Here is a 20,601-nt window from a genome sequence, read left to right on the forward strand (position 1 = left end):
GTCCAGTGCGCCGCGGACACATGTCCGACCTCGCCTTACCGATCGCTGACCAGTCCCCACACCGTCCGCGCCCGGCGCAGATCGAGAATGCCCGGCGCTCCGATATCAGTGGACTGTGCTGTCATCTTCGCACGTAGTTCCCCCAGGTCGACCCGGGCCGTGGTGTGCCCGGCCGCCTCGAACCTGCGGTTGCGGCGCGATTGCGCGACCACCGCGTTGACCGGCGGCTCGTCGAAGGCCATGCCGCCCGGATGTGAGACGTGATACGTGCAGCCGCCGCGGGACAGCCCGGTCTCGGCGTCGATGAGATCGAAGACGAGCGGCGCGTCGACGGTGATCGACGGGTGCAGCGAGTTGGGTGGCTGCCATGCGCGATAGCGCACCCCGGCCACCTGGACGTCGGCCTTATCGGTGGCCAGCAGCGGCACCGGCATCCCATTGCAGGTCACCACGAAGCGGTCCCGGTCCGCGCCGACCACCCGCACCTGCAGCCGCTCCACCGAGGAGTCGACATAGCGGGCGGTGCCGGTCGCCGCGGTCTGCTCGCCGAGGGTGTTCCACGGCTCGATCGCGCCGCGCAGTTCGAGTTCGACATCGCCGAGCACCACGGTGCCGATGCGTGGGAAGCGGAATTCGGTGAACGGGTCGAGCCAGGAGGTGTCGAAATCGATACCGTGCGCGCGCAGGTCGGCGGCGACATCGGCGATATCGGTCATCAGGAAATGCGGCAGCAGATAGCGGCCGTGCAGATTCGCACCGTGTCGAATCAGCCTGGCCCGCAACGGCTCCGACCAGAATCGCGCGACCAGGCCGCGAACCAGCAGCGACTGCACCAGCGCCATCTGGAAATGCGGCGGCATCTCGAAACCGCGCAGCTCGACCAATCCCAGTCTGCCCCTTGCGGTTTCCGGGCTGTACAGCTTGTCGACGCAGAATTCGGCGCGGTGGGTATTGCCGGTGAGATCGGTGAGCAGATGCCGCAGCGCCCGATCGATATGCCATGGCGCGGACCGCCCATCCGAATGCTTGCTCAACCTCGCGATTTCGGCGAAGGCGATCTCCAATTCGTACAGTGCGTCCTCGCGCCCCTCGTCCACCCGAGGGGCCTGCGAGGTCGGCCCGACGAACCGACCGGCGAACAGATACGACAGCGACGGATGCCGCTGCCAGTACGTCAGCATCGACACCAGCAGATCCGGACGGCGCAGCAGCGGTGACCGCGCGGGGGTCACCCCACCGAGGGTGATGTGATTGCCGCCGCCGGTCCCGCTGTGCGTACCGTCCACATCGAAGGATTCGGTGCTCAGCCGGGCCAGCCTCGCCTGCTCGTACAGCGTCGAGAGCAGGTCGGACTGTTCGGCGAAGGACGCGCTCGGCTGCACATTCACCTCGATAACGCCGGGGTCCGGCGTCACCGAAAGGGTGCGCAGCCTGGCATCGACGGGCGGGGCGTAGCCCTCGAGTACCACCGGCTGTCCCAGCGCGATCGTGGCGGCCTCGACGCGCCGGAGCAGATCGAGGAAGTCGTCGAGTTGCTCCAACGGCGGCAGGAAGACGTGCAACCTGCCATTGCGCACCTCACCGACGAGTGCGGTGGTCGGCTCCCAGTCCGCGTCCGCCACCACCGCGGGTGGTTCGGTGCGTTGGGCCCGCAGCGGTCCCATGAACAGCGGGTCGCTGTCGGGCCGTGGCCGCGGCGGCTGCCAGGAGATGGTATCCAGCGGTAACCGCAATCCGGCGGGCGAATCGCCCTCCGACAATACGATTCGCCCCTCCGGCTGGTCGGGTGACTTGCCGCGACGCATCCGCCAGTCGGCACTGGCCCACCCGGATCCGTCCGCACGCCGATACAGCGAAAGCACATACGCGACGGGCGCGGTCACCGGATCGTCGAGCCGCGCCAGCAGCTCCTTGCGAGCCTGCGCCGAATCCTGACCCGGTTCCAGATCATCGCTCGGATCCACCGGATCCCCCTGCGGCGCACGGACACTGCCCGCCAGCCGGGCCAGCGGGTCCTCGAAGGCGGGGCGCACCTGGGTATCCGGGAGGCCGAGACCCGCGGCGACATGTGCGATCAAAGCGCGCGCCGACTCCGCATCGGCACGCATCGGCCATTGCGTACGCCGGACCGCCGCATCGTCCGCGGTCACCGCACCGTTGCCATTTCCGGCCGACGCGGGCGACGAATCCGAAAGGTGCTGTGCCCCAGTAGGATTCTCGACGCCAGCGGCCGAATCACCGGCCGCATCCACCTGCTGCCGGGCCACGCTCCCGGCATGCTCGGCCATCGGCTCGACGCCAACGCCATGCCCCTCCGGCACCACGGCGACCAGCTTGGGCGGCAGCCACGGATCGGTCAGCAGATCCTGGCGCGTCCAGACCGGTTCCCCGTCGGCACGCCAGGCAACCGCGATCTCCCAGCGCGGCAACGGTTCTCCCGGATACCACTTGCCCTGCCGGTATTGGACGATCCCGGTCGGCGCGTAGATGCGGCGCAGGCGATCGGCGAGATCGACGGCTCGCTCCCGTTTGTGCCTACCGTCGGGTTCGGTGGTCCATTCCGGGCCGGTCTGGTCATCGATCGAGACGAAGGTCGGCTCACCGCCGATGGTCAACCCGATATCCATCGCGGCCATGCGCTCGTCCACCACCGCACCGGCCGCGGTGATCCGCTCCCACTGGGATGCGGTGTAGGGCAATGTGGTTCGCGGATCCTCGTGCACCCGGCGCACCGTATTGGCGAAATCCATGGTCGCCTCGGTGCGCCCGGTCGCCCCGGTGATCGGGGCCGACGAGCTCGGATGCGGTGTCGCGGCCAGCGGTATGTGGCCCTCCCCCGCGAACAGGCCCGAGGTCGGGTCCATCCCGACCCACCCCGCGCCGGGCAGATACACCTCGGTCCAGGCGTGCAGATCGGTGAAGTCGGCGGGCGGGCCCGACGGCCCGTCGAGCGAGGGCACGTCCTGGGCCAACTGCACCAGATATCCGGAGACGAACCGCGCCGCCAACCCGAATTCGCGCAGGATCGACACCAGCAGCCAGGCCGAATCGCGGCACGACCCGATCGCGACGCGCAGCGTATGGTCCGGCGATTGCACGCCCGGCTCCATCCGAATCGTGTAGCCGACGTCATTGCGCAGCGCATGATTGACCGCGACCAGGAAGTCGATGGTGCGCGGCCGATCGGTCGGCGTATGCGCGCGCACCCAATCCCGGACCAGCGCACCGGGGCCGCAACCGGGTTCGGATTCATCCACCGGCCGCAGATATTGCTCCAGATCCGCGACCAGTTCCCGGCCGTAGGCGAACGGGAAATGCTCGGCGTAGTCCTCGACGAAGAAGTCGAACGGGTTGATCACCTCGAGATCCGCGATCAGCCCAACGGTGATCGACAGCTCCCGCGCCGGATTCGGAAAGACCAGCCGAGCAAGGAAATTTCCGAATGCGTCCTGCTGCCAGTTGCAGAAGTGATCGTCCGGGGTGACCCGCATCGAGTAGGCCTCGATCCTGGTCCGCGAATGCGGCGCCGGTCGCAGTCGCACCACGTGGGGATGGACCGCCACCAGCCGGTCGAAGGTGTAGGTCGTCCGGTGTTCGAGCGACACCTTGATGCCCATGCAGCAAGTTCACCACACCCTGGCCGGGTGTGGTGCGGCATGAGCAGTCGGTTTCCGGACAGCCACTGTCCCGATGCCGTCGCGCGACACGCGCCCGACCTCCCACCGGTCCGTGCGGGTGGGTGCTATGACCGATTCACGAACCGATCTCGTCTGGAGGTCATATGCGTGCGCCGAACTGTCCGTCCTGCGAATTCGCCATCGACCACTGCCACGGCACCCTGATCGTTCACCCCGCCCGAATCACCGAATGCACCGACGCCGACTGCATCGATTTCGACCACGCCCGACACAGCTTGGTCATCGATTGCGCCGACGTTGCCGGGGGCTGCACCTGCACCGCACCGACCCGGGATACCGCAAGCACCGCCTGAACACACCCGGCTGCGCCGAACTTGCTGCGATCGCGCCCCCGTAGGCTGGGCTGGTGAGTTACGACCACGTCTTGTTGCCGTCCGGTGCCGCCACGACGATCGCGCAGGTCGACGCGTATCTGGCCACCCAGCAGGGTAGACCCGAGACGGAAGCGGTCGCGGCGATGGCGGCGGAGCTGAACAGACGCAATGCCGAACTACCCGAACAGGACGGTTTCCTGAGCACCGTTCCGGTCGGCGGCGCGGCGACCGGTGCGGTGCTGCCCGTTCCGTGCCCGTACGACGCGATCGGATTCGTCCGGCACCTGCTGTTCGAGATCGCGACGCCGCTGAACTACGCCGTCTACGATCCGCAGCTGGCCTGGTTGTTCGATCCGGCCGGACATGTGCCCGCACTGGTCACCCATGGTGGCGCCGGTGAATTCCCCTATGTGACGAAGGCGCTGACCGACCAGTGGATCGCCGAGCTGGCCCCGCCGAATCCCTATCTGGTCGTCGAACGCGACGAGCAGATCTACATCCAGACCTACCGCGACAAGTCCGGGACCTTCACCCTCGAATATCGAGATGGCGCCCCGGACAAGCACTTCGGCGTGACCGTCACCGACCCGCAGATCGTGGCGGAGCTGATCTGGGATTGGGCCATCGACGACCGCAGCCGCCTGCAAGCCCTGCCCTGGAGCCGAATCACCCTGTGACGGTTACTGGTTCTGCACGGCCAGTCGACCGGCGAGGGCAATGAAGGAGGCCCCGAAGATCCGGCGCATCCACGTGACTACCGCGGGTCGCGATATCACGTGGTTGCGCACGGCGGCTGCGCACGCTCCGTACACCGCGAACACCACGAAGGTGGCGAGCATGAACAGCCCGCTCAGTTCGAGCATGCGCGCCAGCGCATTCGGCGCGCTGTTCGGCACGAACTGGGGCAGGAAGGCGAAGAAGAAGATCGTCAGCTTCGGGTTGAGAATATTGAGCAGCACCGCCGAGGTGATCACCTGCCGCGCCGAGGGCGCACCATGGGTTCCGGTCTGTTCCTCCGGTACGGCGAGCGCGCCCTTGTCCCGGAATGTATTCCACGCCATGTACAGCAGATAGGCGACACCGAGATATTTCAGTGTCTGAAAGGCGACGGCACTCGCGTTGAGCAGTGCGGCCAGTCCGGTCACGGCCGCGACCATGTGCGGAATGATGCCGAGCGTGCAGCCGAAGGCCGCGGTCACGCTGGCTCTTGTCCCCCGGGACAGTCCGGCCGCCAGTGTGAACAGCACGCCGGTTCCGGGGGTGGCAACGATGACGAGCGTGGTCAACAAGAACTCGATGCTCATCCCCGACACAGTAACGCGTGTTCGGTCGGGCGCAAACCCCGATTTACAGTGTGCGCCGACCCGATAGCGCGCGGCCGAGCGTGAGCTCGTCGGCGAATTCGAGATCGCCGCCCATCGGCAGGCCGGAAGCCAATCGCGTCACCGAAAGACCCGGAAAATCGCGCAGCATTCGCACCAGGTAGGTGGCCGTCGCCTCGCCCTCGGTATTCGGGTCGGTCGCGATGATCACCTCGGCGACATCGACGCCGTCCTCCTGATTGCCGATGCGCGCCAACAGTTCTCGAATGCGCAGCTGGTCCGGTCCGATGCCGCTGAGCGGGTCGAGCGCGCCGCCGAGCACGTGATAGCGGCCGCGGAATTCCCGGGTGCGCTCGATGGCCTGCACATCCTTGGGCTCCTCGACCACACAGATCATGGTGCGGTCGCGGCGCGGATCCGAACAGATGCGGCACATTTCGTTATCCGAGACCGTGCCGCAGACAATGCAGAACTGCACGCCGTCGCGCACCTTCTGCAAAGCGGCCTGCAGCCGGTCGATTTCCGGCGGCTCCACCTGGAGCAGATGAAATGCGATGCGCTGCGCACTCTTCGGACCGACGCCGGGCAGCTTTCCCAACTCGTCGATCAGATCCTGGACCGGGCCCTCGTACAAAGACGTCCTCGGATCAGAAGTCGGGCAGACCGGGCAGCGCCCCGCCACCGGCCAACGGACCGAGCCGCTCGGCGGCCAGCTGCTGCGCATTGGACATGGCGTCGTTGACCGCGCCGATCACCAGATCCTGCAGACCCTCGACATCGTCGGGATCGACGATCTTCGGGTCGATCGCCAGCGTGACGACCTCGCCGGTCGCCTTGATCGTGACCTTGACCAGGCCGCCACCGGCCTGACCCTCCACTTCGGTCGCCGCGATCTCGGCCTGGGCCTGCATCACCGCCTGCTGCATCTGCTGCGCCTGGGCGAGTAACTGCTGCATATCGAACTGACCACCGGGCTGCACGGCTTGTCCTCTCTGCGGAAAGTGTCGCCGTCCAGCGTAGTGGGCGCCGCTGCGGGCCGTCCGTCCGGAGCCCGGTGCCCGACCGACGGCCGGGTAACGATTGGATCTTCAACGAATGCGGCGCAGGGCCGCCATGCCTACCATCGATTTGGGTCGGGTGTGGTGATTTCTGGAGACAGCTATGAATGCGAACCGAGTTCTTTTCATCAGCACCCTGGCGCTTTCCTTGGGCTTCCCCAGTGTGCTCCTCGGGGTCGCGAGCCCCGCCGCCGCCGACTCGGGCGTCCCCGATTCCGATGTCGTCGATTCGGGTGTCGTCAACACCGCGCTGGACTACGGCGGCGGCTGCGTACTCTACCCCGACAACCCGACGGCCACCATCGATTCGCTCCGATTCCGCTGCTCGGCAGTGCAGCAGGACGCGATCTTCCACGACGCCCCGCGCGGCAATGTGCCGATCGGCGTGACCAACGGCTGGGTCACCCGGCCACCGGTCATGCAGGCGGTGGCCCCGTCACTGTGGATCGGCAAGACCTTCTATACCGGCCCCGACGGTGGCTTTCTGGTGAACCGGGTCACCAGCGCGGGCCTAGAGGCCTGGAAGGCCGACGTCTACACCGCCCCCGCACTCTCCGATGGCGGACCGGCCTGGGCGCTGAACTACGACCCCTCACCGACACCACCGGTCTACGACGAGATCCGCGAGATCACGCCCAATGTGTGGTTCGGCTACTCCTGGTGGCGCGGCTATTTCCAGACCACCCTGCTGCTGACCTTCGCGCTGACCTACTAGTGCGGTTATTTGACTCTCCCCTCACTGGAGGGTGTTCGCTGGAGACATGACAGCGACAGTCTCCATCGGGGAGTTCGCCCGGCTGACCTACCTCAGTGTGAAAACGCTGCGGTACTACCACGAGGTCGAACTGCTCGAACCCGTCGCCATCGACGCCGGATCGGGATATCGGCGCTATTCGATCGATCAGGTCGCGCAGGCCCATCTGATCCGGCGGCTGCGCGGGCTGGATATGCCGCTGCCCGAGATCAAGGCGGTCCTGGCCGCCTCGGATACCGAATCCCGGGACACGGCACTGCGCGCCCATCTGGCGCGCATGGAAGCGGAGTTGCAGCGCACGCGGTCGGTGGTGGCATCGCTGCGGTTGCTGCTGACACCGTCTGCGCCGATCACCGTCGAATACCGATCGATCCCGGCCTTCCCGGCGCTCGCCCGCGTCGAATCGGTCACCAGGGACGCACTCGGGGACTGGTGCGCGGCCACGTATCCGCTCCTGCACGAGACACTGGCCGCGACGAATATCGCGCCCACCGGTGTCGACGGCGCAACCTATTCGATGGAATTCTTCGCCGACGACGAGGGTGAGGTCGCCGCCTTCGTCCCGATCCCGGCCGCGGCCGATATCGCAGTGCCGGAGGAACTCTCGATCATCGAACTGCCCGCGCGCCGCTTCGCCGTGGCCGTGCACTCTGGCCCCTTCGACGATTTCGACCGCACCTACGGCGCCCTCGGCAGCCATGTCGCCGAACACGACACCGCACTGGCCGAACCGGTCCGGGAGCTCTATGTCCTCGGCCCCGGCGAAATCGACGATCCCACCGCCTACCGCACCGAAGTCTGCTGGCCCATCGGTCAGCTCTGAAATAGGGAGAACCACAATGACACTCACCATCGGGCACATCACCTTCGATTGCGCCGATGCGGCCGCGCTGGCCGGTTTCTGGTCCGAGCTATTGGATCGGCCGCTGGATGCGAACGCGAGCCCCGAGTTCGCCACCGTCGGTATGGCCGAAGGGATTTCGCCGGTGCTGATGTTCATCCAGGTGCCGGATAAGACGCCCGGCAAGAATGTGATCCACCTGGACCTGAAGGCCGCCGACTGGCGCGAGCAGATCGATCGCGCGATCGGCCTGGGTGCCAAGCACATCGGCGACTTCGACGAATACGGCGCGCAGTGGGTAACGCTGGCCGATCCGGAGGGCAACCTGTTCGATATCGCGGCCAGTTGATCGACGGGTAGCCGCATCCAGCGGTCGGACTCTGGTGTCCGGATTCCGACGTCCCGTCGACTACCGCCCAGAACGAATGATCTCTGCGATATTGCGCTCGGCCAGCGCGCTGATCGTCAGCGACGGGTTCACTGTTCCGGTGCTGCCGGGCACGGCCGCCCCGTCCATGACGTACAGGCCTCGATGCCCGGAAACCCGGCCGTAGCGATCTGTCGCGCGTCCGATCACCGCACCGCCCAACGGATGTGGGGTGAACGAGGCGTTCGCCTCCCAAGCCGGTCGGGCGGGCATGCCGGGCACGCCCACCTGCTCGTTGACTTCCCGCGCTCGCGCGAGGTAGCCGGCCGCGCCGTTGTCCGGCCACTGCAGGTTCACGCGCCCGTCGGCCGGGTTGTAGACGAACCGGCCGCGGGTGTCGTCGAGCACCATGCCCAACGATCCGAGAATACCGATATCGAGGGGCGTCACACCGGGGACGAACCAGTTCTCCAGTGATACGGGTGCGCCCGCCTCGTCCAGGATCCGGCTAACGGACGCGGCGCCCTGGGTACCCACGACCGGCGAGCTGGCCGACCGCGCCAAAACGACGTCGCCGTTGCCGCCCCAGCCTTCGCCGATGTGCTCATTCAGGTTCGGCAGCGCGCCGGTCGCCTGCGCGCGCACCAGCAGCTCGGAAGTGCCGACGGAGCCCGCGGCGAGGAACAGCATGTCGCAGGTCAGCGTCCGGGTGCGCAGCATCTCGCCGGTAGGGGCGAGTTTGGTAACGGTGAGGGCATAGCGACCCGGTTCCTCGGCGATGGCATCCACGCGATGGCCGGGATAAATCTGGGCACAGCCGGTGCCCTCGGCATAGCGCAGATAGTTCTGGTTCAGATCGAACTTCGCGCCGTTGGAATTGCCCAGGTTCGAACGGCCGATCGTCGCCGACGGCAGCGACCGTCCGGCCAGCTCGTCGCGGATGATGTTCCAATTCCAACTGCTGTCGATGCGCTGCGGCGTATGCCCGGCCGCGCGGACCTGGTCGTCCCAGGCCCGCGAATGCGCGAACGCCCAAGAGTCATAGATGTCATCCGGTATCGGGCTCAGCCGCAACATCTCTCGGACCCTGGGGTAGTAGACCTCGTGCATCTCGCGGTAGTCGACCACACCGCGGAACACTTGGTCGAAGAACCGCTGCTCCGGCTCGATCATCACCCCGGTGAACACCACCGAGCCACCGCCCACACACGCACCGCGCCACACGTCCATGCCCGGGTAACAGCAAATGTCGAGAACCCCGCCGAACGCATCGAACTGCACCGGAATCCTGTTCGCGCCGGTAAAGGTGGTGCAATGCCAGAAGCCACGGCCATCCGGAATCGTGTCGCCGCAGAAGATGTCGCGCCACGGATCGTTCGGCCAGCGCGACCCGCGCTCGAGCACCGCGACCTGGACTCCGGCCTCCGCCAGGCGCAGCGCGGTGATCGCGCCCCCGAACCCCGAACCGATGACGATCGCGGGCACATGATCGGCCGGATCCGGCAGCGGTGCGAAGATCTCCGGCACCAACATGCGGTACACCGGCGCAATCGGGCTCGGGCTGAAGTCTTCGGCCCGTGCCGCCGACGCGGCCGCCGCAAGCGTGCTGCCACCCGCAAGACCCGTCATCGCGGCCAGGCCAGTGCCCTTAATGAAACCGCGTCTGTCCATGGTGCCCCTCACCTGATCTGAACGTCGCTCCATCACCTCCGGGGCCCGAAGTTAACCCTTTTGGGGGAGCGTTCGAAAACACGGTTACAGGCGGAGGAGTCGTCGAGGGATAGCAGCCGGACCGCGGCAACAGCGACGCTCCCCATAGCAAATATCTATCATAGGGAAGAAACTGGCGTGGGAGGTGACAACGTATTGATCCGCGTGTGGATTCGGTGGCTGCTTTTACATGGCCTGCCACGGTTCTTGCTCCTGTTGACGGCGCGCCGGGGCAATCCCCTCGGGCAGATCGCGGTCGGTCCGGATCGTCTGCTCGGCTCGTCGAGCTACCTCGAGCAGATCCGGCAGCGGGGCCGGATCCCCACGATATCGGGGGCGCGCGTGACCGCGGACTACGAACTGTGCCGACTCATCCTGCGGGACCGTCGCTTCAGCGTGGTCACGCCCAACCATCGAGCCCTGCCCAAGCCGATCCAATGGGTGATGACCAAGACGGATCCGGGGCTGCCCAACCTCACGGAACCGCCCTCGATGCTGGTGACCGATCCGCCGGATCACACCCGCTACCGTCGCCTGGTCGGGCAGGCATTCACCCCGAAGGCGATCGCCGAACTGCGGGAACGGGTTGTCGAAGTGACCGATGATCTGCTCGACAACCTGCAATCGAAGCCGCGGCCGGATCTGATCGTCGACTTCTGCCAACAGCTGCCCGTCGCGATCATCGCCGAGATCCTCGGGTTGCCCGCCGAGATGCATGCGACCCTGCTGAAGTGGGGAGACAGTGGTGCGCCGCTGCTCGAACGCGGTCTGAGCTGGGCCACCTACCGCCACGCCATCGAAGACCTGGCCGAGGTCGAGCGGTACTTCAACCAATACCTCGACAGGCTCACCACCGAACCGGGCGACGACGTGCTCAGCATGCTGGTGCAAGGTGGCGAGCTCACCCGCCGCGAGCAGATGGCCAATGCGGCGCTACTGCTGGACGCCGGGTTCTTGACCACGGTGAATATGCTCGGCAACGGAATCGCCCTGCTGACAAGTCATCCGGACCAGCTGGAACTGCTGGCCGCGCAGCCGGAGCTCTGGCCGCGCGCGGTCGAGGAAATCCTGCGCTACGACGGTCCGGTGCGGATGACGGGCCGGGTCGCGAGCTGCGAGGTCGACATCGCCGATCAGCGCGTCAAATCCGGTGCCCTGATACTGCTGTCGTTGGCGGGCGCCAACTACGACCCCGCAGTCTTCCCCGATCCCGAAAAATTCGATATCACCAGGGCCAACGCCGGGGACCATCTCTCGTTCGGCAGCGGGATGCACGGCTGCCTGGGAGCGACGCTGGCCCGATTGGAAGGCACCGTCGCGCTGCGAGCCCTCTTCGAGCGGTTCCCGGATCTGCGCCTGGACGGCCCGCCGATCCCGCATCCCCTGCGGAACCTGCACGCCTACCGCTCGATGCCCGCCAAACTGTATGCCGCCTGATCGAAAAGGCCCGGCACGCGTGTGGTGCCGGGCTATTCGGTTGTCTCAGGCGAGTTCGCGCGCCAGATTCGCGAGCACCTCGGCCTGAATCTTCTTCAGCCCCAACGGTGCGAAGATGCCCTCGAAGATGCCGGCGACACCGCCCGCGCCCTGCCACGAGGTACGCAGGGTGATCCGCGAACCCGAACCGTCCGGCGTCACCGTCCAGGTGCTCACCAGCGTCGAATTCGAATCCCGTTCGGTCACGATGGAATCGGAAACCGAAACGACCGCATGCACATTGCGGGAACGCTTCTCGGTGGCCTGCAGGGTCCACTCGGCGACGGTGCCTGCACCCTTGCCGCCCTCCACCACCTTGTAGTCGCGGTAGTGCGAGGACAGGATGCGCGGACGCACCGTCTCGTAATCCGCGATGGCCTCGAGTGTGCGCTGCGGATCCGCCGCGACGGTGATCGAACTGCTGGCGCTGACCTGTCCCACAATGAGCTCCTTGTCCGGCTGCGTCTTCTGGTCGCTCCGCGGGCTCGCTCCCCACGGTTCGGTCGCTCCGCGGCTCCGCTCCCGCGGCTTCCCCCTTATCCTGCCCTGTCGGTGACGCTGCGTGGCGTCGAGGGCGGTCCGCGCGGCGCGATGTTGATCACCGCGCGCCGATCGGTCCGCACTGTTAGGCTCCGATCAGATTGCGCCGGAGGGGATCCATGCAATACATCGTGCGAAACGGCTGCTCGACGCGGGAGCGGAGCCCGCGCGACGAGCAGCGAACACGGCCCGGATCACCGCTGCACTGATACGGCGAGTCCTTGATATTCCCGATGCAACGGATCCGTGACATTTATCCCTCGTCTACGTCATGGCAGTGGCTCGGCGAACCGGTGCGTACTAGCGTCGAGGAGTGGCAGTGAGTCTGTTGGGGAAGGCCGGACCCGCGTCGGCCGCACACGAATCAGGTTTCGCCGCGCATCGGGCGGGTGTGGACCGACTGTTGGCCAGTTATCGCGCAATACCCACCGATGCCAACGTCCGACTGGCGAAGAAGACCTCGAATCTGTTCCGGGCCAGGGCCAAGAACACCGCACCCGGACTCGACGTCTCCGGACTGGCCAAGGTCATCGCGGTGGACGCCGAGGCCAAGACCGCCGAGGTGGCCGGGATGACCACCTACGAGGATCTGGTCGCCGCCACCCTGCCCTACGGACTGGCCCCGCTGGTGGTGCCGCAGCTCAAGACGATCACCCTCGGCGGCGCGGTCACCGGCCTCGGCATCGAGTCCACCTCGTTCCGCAACGGCCTGCCGCACGAGTCGGTACTGGAGATGGACGTGCTGACCGGCGCGGGCGAGATCATCACCGCGACACCGGATGGCGAGCACGCCGACCTGTTCCGCGGCTTCCCGAACTCCTACGGCACCCTCGGTTACTCGGTCCGCCTGAAGATCGAACTGGAGGCCGTGCGGCCCTATGTGGCGCTGCGCCACATCCGCTTCCATGATCTGCGCGAACTCGAATCCACCCTGGCCCAGATCGTCACCGAGAAGACCTACGACGGTGAACCCGTCGACTACCTCGACGGCGTGGTCTTCACCGCCGACGAGAGCTACCTGACGCTGGGCCGCCAGACCGACGAGCCCGGTCCGGTCAGCGACTACACCGATATGGACATCTACTACCGGTCCATCCAGCACGACTCCGCACAACCCAAGCGTGACCGGCTGACCATCCACGACTACCTGTGGCGCTGGGACACCGACTGGTTCTGGTGCTCGCGCGCCTTCGGCACGCAGAATCCGAAGATCCGCCGGTTCTGGCCGAAGCGCTACCGCCGCAGCAGTTTCTACTGGAAGCTCATCGCGCTGGATCACAAGTACCACATCGGCGACAAGCTGGAGGCCCGCCAGGGCAACCTGCCGCGCGAGCGGGTGGTGCAGGACATCGAGGTGCCGGTCGAGCGGACCGCGGACTTCGTCGAATGGTTCCTGCGCGAAATTCCGATCGAACCGATCTGGCTGTGCCCACTGCGGCTGCGGGAAACAACGGCGGCGAGCGATGCCCGCCCGTGGCCGCTGTATCCATTGGCGCCCAACCGGACCTACGTCAATGTCGGATTCTGGTCCGCGGTCCCGACCGTCGTCGGTCAGCAGGAGGGCACGGCCAACCGCGCCATCGAGCGGACGGTGTCCGAATTCGACGGTCACAAATCCCTGTACTCGGATTCCTATTACGGCGAAGATGAATTCGCGGCCCTGTACGGCGGCGAAACCTACACCGAATTGAAGAAGCGCTACGACCCGGACCAGCGATTGCTGGATTTGTATTCGAAGGCGGTGCAACGCAAATGACTACATTCAAGGACCGTTCCGATGTCTTCGCGGACCTCGGGACAAAACTCAGCATTGCCGAGATCTTCGAGACCCTGATCGACGGCGATGTCCCGATCCGGCTGACCGCCTACGACGGCAGCACGACCGGACCGGAGGATTCGGAATACAGCCTGGAGATCAAGACCCCGCGCGGCATCAACTACCTGGCGACCGCGCCCGGTGACCTCGGCATGGCCCGCGCGTACATATCCGGTGATCTGACCGCCACCGGCGTCCACCCCGGCGATCCGTACAACATTCTGAAGGCGATGGACGGCTTGAAGTTCCGTCGTCCTTCGGCGCTGGCGCTGGTCACCATCGCCCGCTCGCTCGGATGGGAGCGGCTCAAACCGATCGCACCGCCCCCGCAGGAGACGCTGCCGCGGTGGCGCCGGATCGCACTGGAAGGCCTGCGGCACTCCAAGACTCGCGACGCCGAGGCCATCCACCACCACTACGACGTCTCGAACACCTTCTACGAATACGTCCTCGGCCCCTCGATGACCTACACCTGCGCGGTCTATCAGGACGAGAACTGGACGCTGGAGCAGGCCCAGGAGAACAAGTACCGCCTGGTCTTCGACAAGCTGCGGCTGAAGGAGGGCGACCGCCTGCTCGATATCGGCTGCGGCTGGGGCGGCATGGTGCGCTATGCGGCCAAGCGCGGCGTCAAGGTCATCGGCGCGACACTATCCGCGGAACAGGCGGAGTGGGCGCAGCAGCGGATCGCCGAACAGGGACTGTCGGAGCTGGCCGAGGTGCGGCACTCCGATTACCGCGATATTCCGGAGGCCGGCTTCGACGCCGTCTCCTCGATCGGGTTGACCGAACACATCGGTGTGCACAACTACCCGTTCTACTTCGACTACATCAAGAGCAAGCTGCGCGAGGGTGGCCTGTTCCTGAACCACTCCATCACCAGGCCGGACAACACCCGGACCACCAAGGCCGGTGACTTCATCGATCGCTACGTCTTCCCGGACGGCGAACTGATCGGCTCGGGCCGGATCATCTCCGAGATCCAGAATGTCGGCCTCGAGGTGACGCACGAGGAGAATCTGCGCGAGCACTACGCACTCACCCTGCACGAATGGTGTAAGAATCTGGTCGCCAACTGGGATGCCTGCGTCGCGGAGGTCGGCGAGGGCACCGCGAAGGTGTGGGGCCTGTACATGGCCGGTTGCCGACTCGGCTTCCAGCGCAATGTGGTTCAGCTGCACCAGGTACTCGGCGTCAAACTCGACCCGAACGGCGAATCCGGTCTGCCGCTGCGGCCGTGGTGGCAGCCGTAACCATTACCCCGAGACTGCCCGTCCTAGCCGAGGAGTTCATCCAGGAATAGGGCGGGCAGTGCGGTATCTCCGGTTTGTCCCGGTGTGCCACGCATTTCGGTGCGCAGCACCCCCAGGATGGACAGCACACCGGGGCCCGCATCCAAAAGCGGCATGGTCCAGCCGTGTTCGGCACAGGTGGCCGCGGCGGGCAGCAGCAGTCCGGTGGCCTCGCCGACCCAGCCGGAGGCGGCCAGACATTCGGCCAACAGCAGTGCGGTATCCAATTCCGCACGGGGACGCTGCTGTTCGACCATCCGGCCGTGCAGTGCGCGGGCCCGGCGCACCGCACGATCATCCGAACGCAGCTGACGTTCGGCCAGCAGCGCCCGGATGGCGGCGATCTCCTCCGCCTCCGCCGCCAGCGCCGCCGCACCCGTCATCCGATGTGCCTGGTGAATGGTTCCGGAGATATCCGATTCGTATCCGGACGCGGCGTCGGCAGCCCGCCGGGCCGCGGTATCGGTCAGCAGGCCGAGGCGCAGCCGCTCGGCGCGAATATGCGCGGCGAGCCGAGTCAGCCGGTTATCGGTGGCGATTCGATCGCCCTCGTCGAGACGCGCGGTGGCCGTGTAGAGATCGCCGAGCGCGGCCTTGACCCGGGCGCCGATCACGAAGGTGGAGATCAGGAAGTCGACCGGACCGACCCGGGTGACCAATTCGTGGCTGTCGTCGAGCAGCCGATCGGCGGTATCGAGTTCGCCTCGGCGGTAATTCATCTCACCAACCAGCGCGGCAGCCACCCGCACCGCATGTGAGCGCGGCCCCGACCGCTCCCGCGCGGTCTCCCATGCCTGTTGGAAACAGGCTGTGGCGGTGGCGATATCGAGTTGTTCATAGGCCGCGGCACCCTGTCCGCACAGGCCGAATACCGCGCCGAGCGGATCCTTGGATCGGGCGTGATACGGGGCGGCCCACTCCTGGATTTCGCGGGCGCCGTCGAAATCGAATTCGCACAGTCGCACGAACGAGATCAGATTCGCCGCGGTCGATACGGTCCACGCGGGCAGTTCGTCGGGGTTTTCCAGACAGTCGGCCACCCGGTCCAGTACACCCTCGGTGTGGTCGCGTGCGATCTGGTCCGAGGCCGCGAGCACCGCCGCCTCACAGCGCTGCCGGACCACATCGTCATCGCTGGCGGACCCGCGCGCCAGCACATTGGATAATCGGCTCAAAGCGGTCCGGGCCGCACTGGACTGCTGCAGATTCACATTCGCCCTGGCGACTGCCATCAGCAGTTTGGATCGCGAAGCCACCTGCTGCACCGGCAGTTTCGATACCGTGCCAAGCAGCGTCGCGAGCCGGGACTTGTCGATGAGGTCCATGCCGCCGCTCTCGAGCAGGTCGAGGGCCATCTTCAGATCCGTCGCCGCCAGTGCGTGATCGACCGACTTGCGCAATAGCTGGTGTTCGGCGTACCAGCGGGATGCCTTGCGGTGCAGTGCCCGCAGCTCGGCCGGATCGGAACGCTCCAACCGCGCCCGCAGATGTTCGGCGAACAGCGGCTGCATTCGGAACCACTCGGGATCGTGGGCAATGCGCCGCACGAACAACTCTCGCTGTTCGGCCTGCTCCAGCAGCTGTTCACCGTCCGGATCCTCCGACAGCGCCGAGGCCAGCGAACCGCTGACGCGCTCGGTGATCGAGATCGAGGTCAGGAAGTCGAGCATCCTGGGTTCGAGGGTGTTCAGCACATTCTCGGCCAAATACTCGCGAATGCCGTGACTGCCCTCGGCGAGATTGGCGATCAACCGATCCGGATCGATATTGCCGCGCAATGACAGACTCACCAGCTGAATGGCGGCGGGCCAGCCGTCGGTGGCCGCGTGGATCTGCTCCACCTGGTTGTCGGTGAGTGCGAAACCATTGCGCCGCACCAGAATATCCTCGGTCTCCGCCGTGGTCAGGCGCAGCGCCGATGAGCCGATTTCGACCAGTTCGTCGTGCACTCGCATCCGGCTGGTCGGCAGGCCGGACTGCTCGCGGCTGGTCACCACGAAGCGCAGATGGTGACATCCATTGTCCAGCAAGGTATCCATCGCCCGATGCACGCCGGCATCGCCGACCCGATGCCAGTCGTCCACGATCACCACAACGGTGGAGCCGCTGGCATGGATCTCATCGATCAGGGTGGAGATGACGAAGGCGACCGCATCGGCGGGCCGTTCCTCGAGCACCTGGTCCAAACCCTCGCCGATATCCGGGCGGACCCGGCGGATCGCCTGGATGAGGTGGGCCAGAAACCAGATCTCGTTATCGTCGTCCTGATCCACGCCGAGCCAGGCCACCGCGACCCCGCCATCGGAGAGTTCGCTGCGCCATTGCGCGGCCAATGTGCTCTTGCCGAATCCGGCCGGTGCGTGGATCACCGCGAGCCTGCGACGGCCACCGGCGCGCAGCGTATCCAGCAGGCGCGGGCGCGGCACCGGGTCGCGGGCCGGGGTCGGCGGGCGGAATTTCGTCGTCGCCGTCGGCGGCAGTGTCGGCACGGCCGAGCTCGAATTGTCCGGATGCTGAGATACCGCGGGACGCAATGTCAATGGCCAACTGCGGCGTGCGGTGACCGCGGGTCGCGTCGAGGTGGATTCGGCCACGTCCGCATGATCCGGCTCACCCAGAACCACCGTGGTATCCAATAGCGCCATCTCATCGGGCATCTGGTCGTGCGCACTCTGCACCGCGCGCAGCTGCTCACCGAATTCGAATGCCGAGGCGGGCCGCTCACTCGCGTCGGTGTTCATCGCGTACTGAATGGCGTCGACGACATCGTCGGGGATGTCGTGACCGTGCAGATCCGGCACCGGCTGGGTGGTGATCCGCAGGAATTGCGCGATCACCTTCTCCCCCGACTGCCGCTCGAAGGCGGCATGTCCGGTCAGCAATGCGAACAGCGTCGACCCGAGCCCGTACACATCGGAACGGACCGTCGGCTCAGCACCCTTGAGCACCTCGGGGGCGGTGAAGGCGGGTGAGCCGGTGATCAACCGGCTCGAGGTGCGGAAACCACCCGGGATCCTGGCAATGCCGAAATCGGTCAGCTGTGGTTCACCGTAGGCGCTGAGCAGCACATTCGCCGGTTTGACGTCGCGGTGCAGGATCCCGGCACGATGTGCGCTCTCGATGGCACCGGCCAGCTTCACCCCGGCACGCAGGGAATCCGCCCAGGTGAGCGGCCCCTGTTCGCGAATGAGCTGTTCCAGCGATCCGCGGGTGCAGTAGGGCATGACAATGAACGGCTGACCGGTCGGCGTGACATCGACCTGGAGAATGTCGACGATATTCGGATGCCCGGACACCCGTCCCATCGCCTGTTCTTCGCGCAGGAATCGTTCGCGGCTCTGGGCGTCGATCTCCTCGGACAGCACCTTCACCGCGACCACCCGGTTCAGTGCGTACTGGACACAGCGGTACACCACCCCGAACCCGCCCCGGCCGATCTCGACGGCACTCGACAGGCCCATCGCCTCCAGCTCGTCGACCATCTCGATGGGCGCATTTCGCTGAGTGTCCGATTCGGCCGGAGTCGATTCGGGGCTTGCCTTGCCCGAACGCATCTGTGGATTCACGTGACCACCTCGAATTCATATCGAATCGGCGTCACCGGCCATCAACAAACACACCGACATCGGACATCGCGAAACGATCCCGCGATGCCCGATATGCCTGCGCACACTCCAACGTAGCGCGGTATCAACCGGAGTGCGTGGCTTTCGAAACAGCCTGGTTCCGACCACGTGGCGGGTGCCAACCGCTCAGCGCTCGGCGGCGGGCCGCGTCGCCGGATCGTAAAGAAATGAGATCCGCTCCATGACGTTCTTGCGCTGGGTGTTCTGGAAGGCGGCGATCAACCAGCGACCGCCTTGGCAGACGATGGTGTAGGTCTGCGTTTTCGACATATCCGCTGGCTGCGTCTGATCGTCTTGGTAGGTGTCGCCGCGACTGGTGACGACGGCGGTATCGGTGCCGTAGAAGCGGATGCCGAGGATCGAGTCGGTGAGCTCGGTGCCCTTCTTGAATCCCGCGAACAGGGCGCGGTGCCCCTCGATGATGTCGGTGCGGCCCTGGTAGTAGGTGCCGACGAAGCTGGTGTAGGTGGCGTCCTCGGTGAACAGGGCACCGTAGGCATCGGCATCGCCGCGGCCCCAGGCGCTGGTGAGTTCGTCGAGCAGATCGCAGATTTCCTTGGCCGACTGCGGCGCTGCCGTCGGGACGGTGCTGCAGGCGGTGGTGCCGAGGTTGTGCACATCGGAGGTCTGGTCCAGCCAGAGGTAACCGCCGCCCGCGGCGACGCCGAGGGTGATGGCGGAGGCGGCGAGGATGCGGAAAACGATGCGGCGGCGGTTGCGCGGCTTGCGCTCTGGGGCGTTCATGGCAGGTCCATCTGGCGAAAACGGCAGGGGGAGTTCAGCGTTCGGCGGACGGGCGGGCGGCAGGGGTGGACAGGTAGGTGATGCGCTCCATGAGCTTGTTGCGCTTGGTGTTCTGGAAGGCGGCGATCAGCCAGCGGCCCTCGCGACGGACCAGGGTGTAGGTCTGGGTCTTGGTGAGCTGATCGGTGCGCTTGGGCTTGCCCTTGTAGGTGTCGCCGTGACTGTTGACCACGGCGGTGTCCGGTCCGTAGAAGCGGATGTCGACGATGTCGTCGGCCAGCCGGGTGCCCTTCAGGACGCTGCCGAACAGGGCATGGTGCGAGGCGGCGATATCGGCGCGACCGCGGTAGAGCGTGCCGAGAAAGCTTGTGTAGGTGGCGTCTTCGGTGAAGACCGCGCCGTAGGCGTCGGCGTCACCGCGCCCCCACGCCTCGATCAATTCCGTGAGCACGTCCTGGATGGCCTGGGTGTCCGCATTGGTGTCGGTGCCGCGCATGATGGTCCTCCATGTTAGATTTCTTCTTATAAGAGCTTTCTTCGTTGAAGAAGCCTCTTCGTTGAAGAAGAGATTAGAAGATGGAGGTATCCGTGTCAACACCGCCGATGCGCCCCAACGCGAGCGAGGTCTACCGCCGCTATCTGAGCGCGGTCATGCTGCACGGACAGGCGGGCGCCCGAGCCGTCGACCTGGGCGCGACAGACCTCTACGCGCTCAACATCCTGGAACTCAACGGCGCCATGACCCCCGGCGAACTCGGCGCCCGCAGCGGACTGACCACCGGCCCGACCACCCGTCTCATCGATCGCCTGGAGGACGCGGGCTATGTGCGCCGCGTCCCCGTCCCCGGCGACCGTCGGAAGGTCATTGTCGAATTGATCGACAAGCCAGCCGATCTCGACGAGATCCTGGCCCCCGCGCGCCGCCGCATCGGCGAAATCATCGGCGGCTATTCCGCCGAACAGCGCGAGGTGCTGTTCGACTACTTCACCCGCGCCGCCGATGCGTACTACCAGGCCGCCGAGGATCTGCGCCCCAGCTGAGC

Annotated in this window: 17 protein-coding genes and 2 pseudogenes; 9 read left to right on the top strand and 10 right to left on the bottom strand. The window is 66.0% G+C overall.

Annotated features, from left to right (window positions below; all coding sequences use genetic code 11):
* Positions 1-35: 35 nt before the first annotated feature.
* Positions 36-2,237: pseudogene (locus ACWEO2_RS11345) on the bottom strand (transglutaminase family protein); the annotation flags it as partial.
* Positions 2,238-2,345: 108 nt separating this feature from the next.
* Positions 2,346-3,617 (bottom strand): annotated as a pseudogene (locus ACWEO2_RS11350) (transglutaminase family protein); the annotation flags it as partial.
* A gap of 164 nt (positions 3,618-3,781) precedes the next feature.
* Between ACWEO2_RS11350 and ACWEO2_RS11355 the strand changes: the two are divergent.
* A complete protein-coding gene (locus ACWEO2_RS11355; RefSeq protein ID WP_452405195.1) occupies positions 3,782-3,991 on the top strand; it encodes a hypothetical protein in 210 nt (69 codons plus the stop codon).
* A 53-nt stretch (positions 3,992-4,044) separates the two neighbouring features.
* Complete coding sequence (locus ACWEO2_RS11360) at positions 4,045-4,689, top strand: hypothetical protein (protein WP_452405196.1); 645 nt, start codon at positions 4,045-4,047, stop codon at positions 4,687-4,689.
* A 3-nt stretch (positions 4,690-4,692) separates the two neighbouring features.
* Here the strand turns inward: ACWEO2_RS11360 and ACWEO2_RS11365 are convergent, their stop codons facing one another.
* Genes ACWEO2_RS11365 through ACWEO2_RS11375 form a run of 3 tightly spaced genes read right to left on the bottom strand, consistent with a single transcriptional unit; the run spans position 4,693 to position 6,314 of the window.
* A complete protein-coding gene (locus ACWEO2_RS11365) occupies positions 4,693-5,316 on the bottom strand; it encodes a LysE family translocator (RefSeq protein ID WP_452405197.1) in 624 nt (207 codons plus the stop codon).
* Between the two features lie 43 nt (positions 5,317-5,359).
* Positions 5,360-5,968, bottom strand: a complete 609-nt coding sequence (recR, locus tag ACWEO2_RS11370) for a recombination mediator RecR (RefSeq protein ID WP_354954554.1) — start codon at positions 5,966-5,968, stop codon at positions 5,360-5,362.
* Between the two features lie 13 nt (positions 5,969-5,981).
* Positions 5,982-6,314 carry a YbaB/EbfC family nucleoid-associated protein gene (locus tag ACWEO2_RS11375; protein WP_452405198.1) on the bottom strand — a complete coding sequence of 111 codons (333 nt, stop codon included), beginning with the start codon at positions 6,312-6,314 and terminating at the stop codon, positions 5,982-5,984.
* Positions 6,315-6,495: 181 nt separating this feature from the next.
* Between ACWEO2_RS11375 and ACWEO2_RS11380 the strand changes: the two genes are divergently transcribed.
* From ACWEO2_RS11380 to ACWEO2_RS11390, 3 genes are read left to right on the top strand one after another with little or no spacing between them, the layout of a single operon-like run.
* A complete protein-coding gene (locus tag ACWEO2_RS11380; protein ID WP_452405199.1) occupies positions 6,496-7,107 on the top strand; it encodes a hypothetical protein in 612 nt (203 codons plus the stop codon).
* A gap of 46 nt (positions 7,108-7,153) precedes the next feature.
* Positions 7,154-7,969, top strand: coding sequence for a MerR family transcriptional regulator (locus ACWEO2_RS11385; RefSeq protein WP_452405200.1), 816 nt, complete (start codon positions 7,154-7,156; stop codon positions 7,967-7,969).
* A gap of 16 nt (positions 7,970-7,985) precedes the next feature.
* Complete coding sequence (locus tag ACWEO2_RS11390; RefSeq protein ID WP_452405201.1) at positions 7,986-8,336, top strand: VOC family protein; 351 nt, start codon at positions 7,986-7,988, stop codon at positions 8,334-8,336.
* 60 nt (positions 8,337-8,396) lie between these two features.
* Here the strand turns inward: ACWEO2_RS11390 and ACWEO2_RS11395 are convergent, their stop codons facing one another.
* Entirely contained in the window at positions 8,397-10,025 is a 1,629-nt protein-coding gene (locus tag ACWEO2_RS11395; protein ID WP_452405202.1) for a GMC oxidoreductase, read from the bottom strand.
* Between the two features lie 198 nt (positions 10,026-10,223).
* Between ACWEO2_RS11395 and ACWEO2_RS11400 the strand changes: the two genes are divergently transcribed.
* Positions 10,224-11,501 (top strand): cytochrome P450, encoded by a 1,278-nt coding sequence (locus ACWEO2_RS11400; RefSeq protein WP_452405425.1) that lies wholly within the window; start codon positions 10,224-10,226, stop codon positions 11,499-11,501.
* Positions 11,502-11,546: 45 nt separating this feature from the next.
* Here ACWEO2_RS11400 and ACWEO2_RS11405 read toward each other — a convergent pair whose 3' ends face one another.
* Positions 11,547-11,981 (bottom strand): SRPBCC family protein, encoded by a 435-nt coding sequence (locus tag ACWEO2_RS11405; protein ID WP_452405203.1) that lies wholly within the window; start codon positions 11,979-11,981, stop codon positions 11,547-11,549.
* A 418-nt stretch (positions 11,982-12,399) separates the two neighbouring features.
* On the opposite strand from ACWEO2_RS11405, the gene ACWEO2_RS11410 reads away from it, so the two are divergent.
* Positions 12,400-13,836, top strand: a complete 1,437-nt coding sequence (locus ACWEO2_RS11410; RefSeq protein WP_452405204.1) for an FAD-binding oxidoreductase — start codon at positions 12,400-12,402, stop codon at positions 13,834-13,836.
* A complete protein-coding gene (locus ACWEO2_RS11415; protein WP_452405205.1) occupies positions 13,833-15,149 on the top strand; it encodes a class I SAM-dependent methyltransferase in 1,317 nt (438 codons plus the stop codon). Before ACWEO2_RS11410 ends, ACWEO2_RS11415 begins: the two co-directional genes overlap by 4 nt.
* Positions 15,150-15,172: 23 nt before the next feature.
* On the opposite strand, the gene ACWEO2_RS11420 is transcribed toward ACWEO2_RS11415, so the two are convergent.
* The 3 genes from ACWEO2_RS11420 to ACWEO2_RS11430 form a co-directional block, all read right to left on the bottom strand.
* Complete coding sequence (locus tag ACWEO2_RS11420) at positions 15,173-18,754, bottom strand: protein kinase domain-containing protein (protein ID WP_452405206.1); 3,582 nt, start codon at positions 18,752-18,754, stop codon at positions 15,173-15,175.
* A gap of 186 nt (positions 18,755-18,940) precedes the next feature.
* On the bottom strand, positions 18,941-19,558 hold the full coding sequence (locus ACWEO2_RS11425) for an SgcJ/EcaC family oxidoreductase (RefSeq protein ID WP_452405207.1): 618 nt from the start codon (positions 19,556-19,558) through the stop codon (positions 18,941-18,943).
* Positions 19,559-19,592: 34 nt separating this feature from the next.
* Positions 19,593-20,054 carry an SgcJ/EcaC family oxidoreductase gene (locus ACWEO2_RS11430; protein WP_452405208.1) on the bottom strand — a complete coding sequence of 154 codons (462 nt, stop codon included), beginning with the start codon at positions 20,052-20,054 and terminating at the stop codon, positions 19,593-19,595.
* Positions 20,055-20,146: 92 nt separating this feature from the next.
* Between ACWEO2_RS11430 and ACWEO2_RS11435 the strand changes: the two genes are divergently transcribed.
* Positions 20,147-20,599 carry a MarR family winged helix-turn-helix transcriptional regulator gene (locus ACWEO2_RS11435; RefSeq protein WP_452405209.1) on the top strand — a complete coding sequence of 151 codons (453 nt, stop codon included), beginning with the start codon at positions 20,147-20,149 and terminating at the stop codon, positions 20,597-20,599.
* The last annotated feature ends 2 nt before the right edge of the window (positions 20,600-20,601 follow it).

Source organism: Nocardia sp. NPDC004278 (genome assembly GCF_053602975.1).